Origin of the sequence: Sulfurimonas sp., from assembly GCF_014859695.1 — a bacterium.
Lineage (GTDB): Bacteria > Campylobacterota > Campylobacteria > Campylobacterales > Sulfurimonadaceae > Sulfurimonas.
Map to the genome: position 1 here is coordinate 1 of NZ_JACUTS010000056.1, position 11502 is coordinate 11502.

11 protein-coding genes are annotated in these 11502 nt (G+C 39.0%); 2 read left to right on the forward strand and 9 right to left on the reverse strand.

Going from position 1 to position 11502, the window contains the following annotated elements; genetic code table 11:
- The coding region (locus tag IBX42_RS09135) for a 4Fe-4S binding protein (RefSeq protein WP_294932028.1) at positions 1 to 1459 on the forward strand (1459 nt) is incomplete at its 5' end.
- Here IBX42_RS09135 and IBX42_RS09140 read toward each other — a convergent pair.
- The 8 genes from IBX42_RS09140 to IBX42_RS09175 all read right to left on the reverse strand — a co-directional run bounded on the left by IBX42_RS09140 (position 1444) and on the right by IBX42_RS09175 (position 9677).
- A complete protein-coding gene (locus tag IBX42_RS09140; protein WP_294932031.1) occupies positions 1444 to 1941 on the reverse strand; it encodes an HIT domain-containing protein in 498 nt (165 codons plus the stop codon). The genes IBX42_RS09135 and IBX42_RS09140 overlap by 16 nt on opposite strands.
- A 254-nt stretch (positions 1942 to 2195) precedes the next feature.
- Complete coding sequence (locus IBX42_RS09145) at positions 2196 to 3479, reverse strand: TRAP transporter large permease subunit (RefSeq protein ID WP_294932034.1); 1284 nt, start codon at positions 3477 to 3479, stop codon at positions 2196 to 2198.
- Positions 3476 to 3961 (reverse strand): TRAP transporter small permease subunit, encoded by a 486-nt coding sequence (locus tag IBX42_RS09150; RefSeq protein WP_294932037.1) that lies wholly within the window; start codon positions 3959 to 3961, stop codon positions 3476 to 3478. Before IBX42_RS09150 ends, IBX42_RS09145 begins: the two co-directional genes overlap by 4 nt.
- Positions 3962 to 3971: 10 nt before the next feature.
- Positions 3972 to 5417, reverse strand: coding sequence for a UDP-N-acetylmuramoyl-tripeptide--D-alanyl-D-alanine ligase (gene murF, locus IBX42_RS09155; RefSeq protein WP_294932040.1), 1446 nt, complete (start codon positions 5415 to 5417; stop codon positions 3972 to 3974).
- Positions 5417 to 6154 carry an alpha/beta hydrolase gene (locus IBX42_RS09160; protein ID WP_294932043.1) on the reverse strand — a complete coding sequence of 246 codons (738 nt, stop codon included), beginning with the start codon at positions 6152 to 6154 and terminating at the stop codon, positions 5417 to 5419. The genes murF and IBX42_RS09160 overlap by 1 nt, the downstream gene beginning before the upstream one ends.
- Positions 6154 to 7191, reverse strand: coding sequence for a D-alanine--D-alanine ligase (locus tag IBX42_RS09165; protein ID WP_294932046.1), 1038 nt, complete (start codon positions 7189 to 7191; stop codon positions 6154 to 6156). The genes IBX42_RS09160 and IBX42_RS09165 overlap by 1 nt, the downstream gene beginning before the upstream one ends.
- 15 nt (positions 7192 to 7206) lie before the next feature.
- Complete coding sequence (ruvA, locus tag IBX42_RS09170; protein ID WP_294932049.1) at positions 7207 to 7776, reverse strand: Holliday junction branch migration protein RuvA; 570 nt, start codon at positions 7774 to 7776, stop codon at positions 7207 to 7209.
- A complete protein-coding gene (locus IBX42_RS09175; protein ID WP_294932052.1) occupies positions 7773 to 9677 on the reverse strand; it encodes a flagellar assembly protein A in 1905 nt (634 codons plus the stop codon). Before IBX42_RS09175 ends, ruvA begins: the two co-directional genes overlap by 4 nt.
- 105 nt (positions 9678 to 9782) lie before the next feature.
- Here IBX42_RS09175 and murJ point away from each other — a divergent pair, with 105 nt between their 5' ends.
- Positions 9783 to 11189, forward strand: a complete 1407-nt coding sequence (gene murJ / locus IBX42_RS09180; protein ID WP_294932056.1) for a murein biosynthesis integral membrane protein MurJ — start codon at positions 9783 to 9785, stop codon at positions 11187 to 11189.
- A gap of 13 nt (positions 11190 to 11202) precedes the next feature.
- Here the strand turns inward: murJ and IBX42_RS12580 are convergent, their stop codons facing one another.
- Positions 11203 to 11349 (reverse strand): tyrosine-type recombinase/integrase, encoded by a 147-nt coding sequence (locus IBX42_RS12580; RefSeq protein WP_365943582.1) that lies wholly within the window; start codon positions 11347 to 11349, stop codon positions 11203 to 11205.
- Positions 11350 to 11502 lie beyond the last annotated feature (153 nt).

The window sequence follows — 11502 nt, forward strand, 5'->3', positions numbered from 1 at the left end:
GGATGCTTACATACAGCTACAAGTTTTAGGAGATATTATGGTTGATTATCAAAAGAGAGATAAAAATGATATTTACAATATTCCGGTATTAGGATTTTTATTTAAAAATCAGATCTTTATAAGAGCTCTGCAACTCTCTGTTTTAGCGCTCTTTGTTTATGCAATAGTGTTTGGAATCATCTATCCCTCTAAAGAGGAGAATATTTTTACGACTGCTCTTTTTTGGTCGCTCTTTTGGCCGCTCTTTATAGTTGTGACGCTCTCTACATTTGGCAGAATTTTTTGCGGTATCTGCCCGCACGGATTTATAGGAAAGTATATAACCAAATTCGGTCTTAAAAAGAAGATGCCAAAAGCTCTCGCAAACCCGTTCATAGGCATATCTCTGCTTCTAATCGGCTTTTGGGTTGTTTACTATATATATCCGGCTGCTTATAAAACTCCTTTGGCTACGGCAATCTTTTTTATAGTGCTTACACTTATTGCAGTGACATTTTTTTACGTTTACAGTGATATGAGCTACTGCAAATCAATATGTCCTATCGGCACCGTAATGCGCGGGTTTTCTAAGATATCCTTTACGAAGCTTGGAACCTACGGCGAGAGTTGCAAAAGTTGTACTACATTTGAATGTGCAGATGCCTGCACATACAATCTCAAACCTTTTACGTTTGATAAAAGAGGAGATATGACCGACTGCACCTTGTGTATGGACTGCAGCAGTGCATGTGAAGCGGTTAGTTTTAAACTTGTAAAACCCTCTCAATCGCTCTTTAAAAACTTTCAGACAAAAAAAGCGGAGGTTTGGGCATTTATACTTATAACCGCAGCTATTACCGTTACTATGTCGTTTCATCATGCACTTGGACGAGTCGCAATCGCAGATGAGTTTATCTGGTCAAAAACGGGAGTGTTCTTAGAGGAAAAAATAGGCATTATCGGGCTTGATTATGTAGGCATAAGCGCCCTCTTCCTTGCCCTGTCAATTACCATCTCGTTGGTCTACTTCGGTATGTTTATAGCTTCAAAGTTTTTAAAAGAGGGTTTTAGCAAGGTATTTTATACTCTGGGATATGCTTTTGCGCCCATATTTATCATTGGCGGTCTCTCGCACACATACGAGTTTTTCTTTCTTCATCACTACAGCGATATAGCAAACGGTTTTATACAGGGTTTTGCTATCTCAGCAGATGAAGTAAAACCTCTTGCTGCCAGACAAGACCCTTGGCTTAAAATATTTAGCGTTATGAACTATATCGCGATAATCTGGGCGTTTATAATCATAGCAAAAAGAGTAAATTTTTTTACCGCATCAAAAGCGGCTAAAACTTTAGCTTTTGTATTTGCTTCTGCCCTTATTATCTTTTACTTATGGCTCAATGTTTACAAAGTTTATGCTTTTAAAACTTACGGTGCAAAAAAGCACTCTCACTCTCATGTGGTTCAAACTCCTAAATAGCGAGGAACTAGCTCTTTTATATTTTTATATATTTTTATAAAATCGGTTGAGTAGACTCTGTTATTTGCAACGGAAGTTATAAAGTTCGTGTCTCTCTCCCATCTTGGGACGATATGCATGTGAATATGCTCAGCTATCCCTGCACCTGCCACTTCTCCCAAGTTCATCCCGATATTTACTCCATGAGCACAAAAACCCTCTTTTAAAAGCCTAACACTCTTTTGCGCCAAATCACTTATATGAAGCCAAGTCTCACCTGGGAGCTCTTCGAGTTTGTCGGTATGAAGATGAGGAATAATCATAAAATGCCCCGGGGTGTACGGGTAACGGTTCATCACTATAAAACAGTGCTCATCCCTATAAAGTACATGCAACTTCTCATCATCTTTCTCATGAGAGCTTATATGGCAAAATACGCAGCCCTCTATCTTTTTGTTTGTAACATACTCATCCCGCCATGGCGCATATAAAATATCTTTCATTTTAACCCTTTTTATAGAAATTTCTGCCTCTCTCTCGAGGCAAGCTTTAGTGCCATAGCGGCTAGCGTAGCAAAGAGGAATTCACTTCCTCTTGCGTTAAAATTAAATAACTGATGTTACGCATTAAAACGAACTCGTCCGTTTTAATGGCAGGGACTAAAGTCCCTACAACCCCCTAAAGCTACCCCTATCTCTCGGATAGGGGAGAAAAACTGACGCTCTACGCTCTTTTTTACAAAAGTGCGTAAGGTCAGTTAAATAAATGCAAACACTAAGTCTGGAAATATCATAACCAAAACTAGAGCCAAAAATTGAAGTAGTATAAAGGGGATTATCCCTCTATATATCTCCGTGGTTTTTATGCTATCGCCTGCGGCTCCTTTTAAAAAGAAGAGCGAAAGTCCAAAGGGCGGAGTCAAAAATGAGGCTTGCAGGTTTAGAGCGATAAGTATCGCAAACCAAACAGGGTCAATCCCAAAAGCGTGCATAACCGGCACTAAGATAGGAACGATGATAAAACTTATCTCTATAAAATCTATAAAAAAACCGAGTATAAATATACTAATCATCGCAACCGCTATAAAAATCCAGACATCTCCTATATCTTGAGAGAAAAATTCAAGTATAAAATCACTTCCGCCGAGTTCGTTAAAAACAAGAGAAAAAGCCGTTGCCGCAATGAGAATCATAAAAATCATGCCGCTTAGTTTCACGCTACCGAGTGTTGCGTATTTGAGCATTTCAAAGTTTAGAGAGCGATTATACGCCGAGAGCAAAATTGCGCCAATTACCCCAAATGCAGCCGATTCCGTAGGAGATGCTATACCCGCGAAGATGCTCCCCAAAACTGAGACCATCAAAAGCATAGGTGGAACTATGGCCATGATTATCTCTTTGAAGCTTACCTCTTTTACATTTTTTGCAACGGGTGCAGCGTCGGGTCTAAGGTAGGAAAATATCAGGATGTAAACAACGTAGAGTCCCACCAAAACAAGTCCAGGCAAAACCGCTCCCATAAATAGTTCGCCCACACTAACATTCATAACATCGCCCAAAATAATAAGAATAATAGAGGGCGGTATAATCTGCCCAAGTGTTCCGCTTGAAGCTATCGTTCCAGCAGCCAGACCTTTGTCATACCCTGCACGAAGCATAAGCGGAAGCGCGATAACGCTCATCATAACAACACTTGCAGATACAACTCCGGTAGAAGCCGCCAGCATCGCACCTACAAGCACCACGCTAACAGCCAAACCGCCGCGCACAGTACGAAAAGCCGAGCTCATGGCAATCAAGAGCTTCTCAGCCATAAGCGACTTCTCAAGCACCAAACCCATTGCGATAAAAAGAGGAACCGCCATCAAGGTGGTGTTTGACATAATTCCGTAGATGCGAAACGACAGAACCGAAAAGACATCAAACCCCACCTCTGGAACCAAAAAGGCAAAAGCGATAGCCACGCTTCCAAAAACAAAAGCAACGGGAATTCCTACCATTAGTAGCGCTAAAACCACTACAAACATCAACATGGATATCATAACGACCTCCATGCATCAAAGTTTGTTTTGGCATCTCTTATGGCTTGAAGAGACAAAAAAACAAACGAAATAGGCATAAGAGATTTTACCAAAAACCGATACTCCAATCCGCCCGGATTTGAAGATGCCTCATTTTGAAGATAACTCATACTCACGAAATCTATCCCTATATAGATAATAAGAAACGAAAATGGAAGTACAAAAAAGAGAGAGGATACAATGTTGATAAGCGCTTTTGTTTTTTGCGAAAATGAGGCGTAAAATATATCTACCCTCACATGCGCACCCTCTCTCAGCGTATACGCTATACCAAAGAGAATAACGATGTCAAAAAGGTGCCACTCAAGCTCTTGAAGTGCGACCGAGCCTGTTGAAAAAAGATATCTTGCAGTTGCATCATAAACAACCAACAGAACCAGCAAAGCAACGACAAAAGCCGTAAAATAGCCGAGGTATTTTATGGTTGCATCTATGTATTTCACTTCTTTTTACTTATATAAAATTGGGTGCATCATTTGCAAAGAGTATAATATCTCCTGCTTTTGTCTGGTGTGCCAGCAACTCTTGGATTTTTGCTTTGTCATGGAGCATGATTTTATTTTTCACCTTCAGGCTTTTGTCAAATAGCTCCGCATTTAAAGAGCCTGTGACTATTACTATGTCAAAAACACTATTTATTGCCTCAATCAGCTCTAAGTTTAGTTCATCGCTGCTCTCAACTAGACCGGGAGTGACTATCACCTTTCTACCTTCATGCAACGAACAAAGCCTTACTGCTTCGAGCATTCCCTCTATATTGCCGTTATATCCGTCATCAAGTATAAGCTTTCCACCCGCCTTTATCATCTCTAATCTATGCTCAACAGGAGCCAAACGTTTTACCGCTTTAACTATCTCATCATCGCTCATGTCAAATGTTTTTGCAATGTGAACGGCTACGGCAATATTGATTGTCTGAAATGAGCCGAGAACATCGGTGTGAAAGTGAAGAGTTCTATCACTAAAAATCATATCAAAATCAGTTCCCTCTAGAGTTGCATTAACGTTTTGAATCTCATCTCCAAAAAACGTAACATTCTCATGAGGCTCATCCGTAACGGAAGTATGGATAAAAGCGCATTCCAATCTCGAAGATTTCATAATCTCAAGCTTTGTTGCAATGATATTTTGCAGGCTCTTAAAGTACTCTACATGAGCAAGACCGACTTTGCCTACAACCACTACCTGAGGCTCCAAAAAGGTTGTAATATCTAAGATATCCCCTCTTTGTCTCGCGCCCGCTTCACAAACATAAATCTCGGTATCGCTCGGCAGAGACTCGTTTATGTCTTTAATAATTCCTCCAAGGGTATTTACACTTCTGGGAGTTGCATAAACTCTATACTTTTTGCTCAATATTTCTTTAACAAAATTTTTCGTGCTTGTCTTGCCGTAACTTCCCGTAATGCAGACTATCTGGAGTTTAGACATGCTTTGGAGTTTTTTTTGCGCCTCTTTTTTATGCGCTTCAAAAAGAAATTTCTCTATTATAAAACTTCCCGCATAAGCAATAAAGAGCGGCATAAATACACCGTAAGTCTCACATGCGGACTTTAAAGTACAGAGAATATCTTGGAAAACAACTAAAAAAACAAGAAGAATCAGAAATCTCTTAACCCTCCATGTCAAAATCAGTTTTTTGTCTAAACTTTTATGCCAAATAAATATTGCCGGCAAAACTGCAAAAAGAAAGAAGATAATAAAAAATTTGCCAGTCGTGTAGTAGGCAATAAAAGGGATAAAAAAGTAGATGACATGCCAGTGAGGTTTATGATGTTTTAAAATTACTCGCGATAATTTATAGTCATACCACTGAAGGTTTGTTATGAGATACCATCCCAGAACTGTTACGAAAAGAACATTTGTAACAAATGCCATAAGTACTTCATAATCTTGCATTATTTATGCTCCAATGTTTTTAAAAAAGTTTTTTCTATATTTTGTGCTACATCTTTGGCATGGTTTAAGAAGAAGTAGTGATCACCCTCGTAGGTTATAAGCGAAGAGTCTTTTATGAGTCTCTCTATCTTTTTTGCGCTGCTAAGCGGTGTGGCAGTGTCATTTGTTCCCCAGCAAAGAAGAGCTTTTCCTCCATAAGAGGCAAACTCTTTAGAAAAGCCCTCATCTACTACATTTTTAAAAGTTTGATACATCGGTTCACTTAGTTTTTTTGCATCATCGGCTACAAAAAACTCTCTAAACTTTGTCGCTCCAAATAGTTTTAGAAGCTTAAAGAGTGCGATTTTTGTTCTTACTTTGAGAGATTTTGACCTATAAATTCCTGCACTTGCAACAAGAACCAAAACCTGAGGTTCAAGAAGAAGTGCTACTTTACCGCCAAAAGAGTGCCCTAAAATAATATCTTTTGAGGCATTTAAATGAATCATCAAAAGCTCTACTATTCTTGCATAATCTTTTGTCTCTAACGCCATATTGCATGTAGAGTTGCCAAATCCCGGCAAATCTATGTAAATATGACGGAAACTATCCATGTATGGCGAAAATGCTTTTTTCATCAACTCTTTATTGCTTCCCCATCCATGCAAAATTATCAAATCAACTTTTGCCTGAGGGTTTAGTATCTCATAACTGATATCTAGGGTGTGCTGCTCAAACTGTATTGACTTTAGAGCCATTACTTCCCTTTTGCTTTGGAAATTGAGTGGATATACTCGTAGTTTGTTCTTGCTCTTTTTGCATGCGGAAGCGAATTTGATAGCATCTCAAGACAATTTGTGAAATCTTCAAAAAGATAGTTTGCCATTGAACCGGGAATCGGATTTATCTCATTTAGATAAACCTCTCCATCAACGACAAAAAAGTCACATCTAATCAAAGCGCCTTCAAACATATTTTTATATATTTTTTCAAAATTCGCTTTTAGTTTTGACTCCAGCTCTTTTGAAATCTCCGCTTTTAAAACCTGTGAGCTTCTTGAAAAATCCATATACTTTTTTTCAAAATCCAAAAACTCATTTTTTTGAGGCTCTTCTACTATAGAGAAGTGCATTTTTTTATTTGCCATAAAACCTGCAAGGTTGTACTCTTTTACACCTTGCAAAAACGGCTCTACTATAACACTGCTATCAAACTCAAAAGCGCTGTCAAGAGCATAATCAAGCTCGCTCTCCTCTTTTACGACACTCACTCCGATAGAGCTGCCAAGACGTGAAGGTTTTACAATAATCGGGTATGGAGTTTTAATATTGTTGTGCTCTTTTAAGCTAAGCTCTTCATGTTTTAAACTCTTGACTCCTCTAGCATGGCTGAGCCATTTTGTATAACGTTTGTCATAAGAAAAAACACTTGCATCCATGCGTGGACCGATATATTTTATGGAGAAAAAATCTAAAAGTGCGGCAATAGAGCCATCTTCGCCATCAGCTCCGTGAATAAGGTTCAAAACCGTTGCGTCATACTCTGTTGAACCAAATAATCCTTTTTGAATAAATGCCCCGTTAGCAATAGAGAGTTTAGGCATTTTTTTATACTCGCCTCTTGAAAAAGTCGTAGCCTTCATTTTTGAAGCTTCGATCAGATAGAACGTGTGATCTTGATCACAAAAAACAAAAGTCAAGTTAAAACTTGATAATTTCTCTCTTAAAGTTATAGCACTCACTATGCTAATCTCATGCTCGAAACTAGCGCCTCCGAATAAAATAGTTAATTTCAATCTATATTTCCTTAGTTAAATTGTTTTTAGCAGCTTCAGTGCCTCTTTTACGAGTGAAGCCGTATCGCTGCTTAGATCGCACCTGCTAAGCGCGTCCGATATTTTATCTTTTTTAAACCCCAACGACTCCAAAGCTTCGCTTGCCTGATTGAAAGAGCTGTTTGGCTCCCCGCTTTGCGATGAAGTAAGCTGTGCATCAAAGCCGCTAAGTTCAACCAAAATGCGCCCTGCACTCTTAGGACCAATGCCCGGAACCTTTTTTACGCCGTTCATGTCTTTGTTGTTTATAATAACGGCGAACTGCGATGGAGTATAGGTTGAACATATAGCCATCGCAACCTTTGGACCTACACCGTTAATCTTTACAAGTCTCTCAAATAGTTTCTTCTCGCTTTGTTCAAAAAAGCCGTAGAGAAGTTGAGCATCTTCCCTTATTATGTGTGAAGTAAAAAGTTTTACCTCATCGCTTCTTATAGCCGAAAAGCTCTGCAGAGATATAAATACCTCGTAAACTACTCCAGCCACGTCAACATGAACAAACGACGGCTCTTTATAGACAATATCTCCTCTTAATCCAACTATCACTCTTTCACCGCCTGTATTTCAAATACTCCATCATCCGTCTCTACAACCGCAAATATCTTCTCGAGCGAGCCCTCCTGCGGTTTATAACTAAGCTCTATAGGGGGTTCTACAAGTTTAAAGATCAACTCGTTGTGCCCGACCCATCTATCTCTGTTTATAATTCTCGCATCTGTTATGCTGTCTTGAAAAGAGGCTGTTTTTGTCGTCAGAAGAAGAAGCTTGTCATTTTTTACCTTATACTCATTGATAATATTCTCAAGATGCTCCTGCGCTTTGTGAAACTGCTTATATTTTGCCAAGAATGCTGCAGGCATTTTTATTCCGTTTTTCTTATAGTGCATCAATCTTTTTTTAACGTCGTTAAATGAGGCAGTGTTGTCTTTAACAAGTTTTTGATACTTCTCAACCTCTTTTTTTATCTCTTCTACGCTTGTTCTAAACTGGTTAATCTCATCCTGATTTTCACCAAATCCCTCTTTTTTATCTTTTTGCAAAAGAGGGTCAATAGTAAAGACGTTTTCGCTGCCTTGAAGCTTTTTGATTTCAATATATTTTGATGCCGTAGCTTTTACATAAGAGGTACATATACCGATATCAATATCTCTTGCCCTTATATCTCCGCCCATAGCCTGAACAATCTCTACTTTTTTGCCTTCGACTATGCCATGTTCAAGCCTTGTTATTTTAATATTACTGCCAATAGCGGTGCCTTTATGCACATTTATGGTCAAATCATCTGCTTTTATGTATGATGATTTGTGAGTCTGCCCCTCTATTGTCGCTCTATTTGCCGTCACTTTTGCATTTGGACCGACGTTTCCTTTTATGTCAATCTCGCTGACCTCAACCTCCATACCGTTTCCGATGGCATCTTTTTGTGAGTCATTTTCCTTCACACTCAAACAAACATCAGAATCAAGCCCTGTAGAGATAGAACCTGTTGTTTTAAAGCTTATCTCTCCGACATCCATCTCAGACTTTATTTTGTAGGTATTTCCATCAAGGCTGATATAGCCGCTGGCTTTTGCTCGGTATATAATGTTTTCTTTATTATCTACCATCTCTATTGTGTCATCAACATCAAAATTAGGTGCATGGTTCACCTCAGGTTCAGGCGGTTCTAAAAACTCTCCACGGCAATTTCTACCGGCTTTACCTTTTTTTGGTTTTATATACTCCATCAAAATATCGCCGTCTAAAACACTATGTATAAATCCTCTTTTTGAGTAATCCACACGATCACCGCTGCTTGTTTCAACCTCTTTATCATAGTGCGTTATAAGCTGGTCACTTATAGTAGGGGTGGGCTCATACGCGTCGGCTATGAGTATGGTCTGATTTTTATCATACTTTATTATTCCGTCAACTTTAGCAAGTGCCGATACTCTTGAGACAATATCCTTTACCATCTCATCAAAAATGTTTACCAATATGCCAGCTCTGATTTTACTCTTGTTTATGTAGTTTAAAAATTCATCTTCAAATCTTGGGCTCGTAAGCACCTGTGAGAGCGCTTTTATGCTCAAATATATCTTGCACTTTGTTGCATTTGCCCCGACTGCTGCGTGGAAATCTTTAAATATACTATTTTCCTCTTTTGAATATATCTCAACCTCATATGCCTGCTTTATCTCAAAAAGAGGATTTAGTATCTCTCTTGCATCATCTAGTTTATGCAGCTCCTCAACGCTTATCTCTTCCCAGTCCGACTCCATCTTCTCTTTGTTTGTTCTAACAAACGTCTCTACTTCCAAGATGTCAAAATCCAAGCTTCCGGGACTTACCCCGTTTCTTTTTGCCAACTCTATAATCTCTTTGGCAACGTTTTGTGTTTTTACAACGGTGGGTCGGATTGTTTTTGGTAATTGTTCTGTTTTGCTGCTTGAACCAAATAGTGCCATATTGTTTATCTACCCAAATTATTATTTTTAAAATTAAACTCTCCATTTTAATCAAATATTTGTTAAACTTTCGTAAAAGTGATACTATATCTCCAAAAGAAGCCCATGTTTAAAGCAATTTTTACCAACAGTTTTGGAATTTTATTCTCAAGAATTTTAGGATTTTTTAGAGACTTAATGACCGCCTCAGCTCTTGGCGCAAACATCTACAGCGACATATTTTTCGTAGCATTTAAACTCCCAAATCTTTTTCGCCGCATCTTTGCAGAAGGTGCTTTTACACAGGCATTTATTCCCGCTTATGCCCGTTCAAACAATAAATCCGCTTTTTCGGCACACATTTTTTTAATATTTCTCTCTATAATTATTATCATAACCCTGCTTGTAAATATTGCGCCTTCTCTTGCCACACAAGCCATTGCCGTGGGTTTTGATGAAAAAACGGTTGCAATTGCCCAACCCTATGTAGCCATAAACTTCTGGTATCTGCCCCTTATATTTGCCGTCACATTTCTTAGTGCCATGCTACAGTACAAACGCCACTTTGCCACAACTGCATTCTCTACCGCACTTCTCAATATATCACTTATTTTAGCGCTCTATCTCTCTGCAGAGAAAAGCGATGCCGAGATAGTTTATTACCTCAGCTTCGGTGTCGTAATAGGCGGAATACTGCAGCTTGTAACGCACATCATAGCTATTCGACAACTCGGGCTTTTAAAGCCTCTTTGCAGCGGTTTTAAACATCTTGGAGCAAAGTCATCCAAAATCAAAGAAGAGAGCAGAAAGTTTAAAAAGCAGTTTTTTCCTGCCATCTGGGGAAACTCAACTCCTCAAGTAAGCGCTTTTTTAGACACCTTTTTGGCATCTTTTTTAGCAACAGGCTCCATCAGCTATCTCTATTATGCAAACCGCATATTTCAGCTCCCTCTTGCACTCTTTGCCATTGCTACTTCCATCGCACTTTTTCCAACTATTGCACGCTACATCAAAAACAATGATGAGGCAAAAGCAAGACTCTTTATGCAACGTGCGTTCTGGTTTTTGGCGTTTTTACTCACAGCCAGCACCATCGGCGGCTATATACTCTCACATGAGATTATCTGGCTGCTCTTTGAGAGAGGCTCATTTAGCGCGCTTGACACATCAAAAAGTGCAGCCGTTCTTGAGATGTACATGATAGGACTCCTCCCGCTAGGTCTGCAAAAGCTCTTTTTGCTCTGGCTCTACGCAAACGAGCAGCAGATGAGAGCCGCAAAAATAGCCACCTTCTCGCTTCTGTTCTACATAGTCTTTGCACTCGCACTCATAACCCCAATGGGAGCCGCAGGTCTAGCCCTTGCAGGAACTATAGGCGGTTTTGTAGGATTTGCCATGACCATCAAAGCTTTTGGAGTAAAAAACTTTTTCGCTATACTCATAAGTAAAAATGCCATCTACCTTGCAGCCGGCTCAATATTGCTAACTATAGTTCTTCTGCTTTTTAAAGATTTTATAGCTGTTTATATTTAAAAATGGTTGTTTCTTAAAAGTCTAAAGGGCTGATAACTTTAGCTTTGTTCATCTCTGAAACAACATGCGTGTATATCATTGTAGTTTCAACACTTTTGTGTCCTAAGAGTTCTTGAATTGAACGCAAGTCTATCCCAGCTTGTATTTGTAACCAACTCAACTTGACTAATCAATTGCTGCTTTAGCTTCAAGGGCAATGGAACAGTTCTATCTTTTAACGACTTAGAATCCCAAATATATACCTTATCAAAACCAAAGTGCATATAACGGTTTATCCGGACACCTCTGTCGGTTTAAATCGGACAGTTGAAGA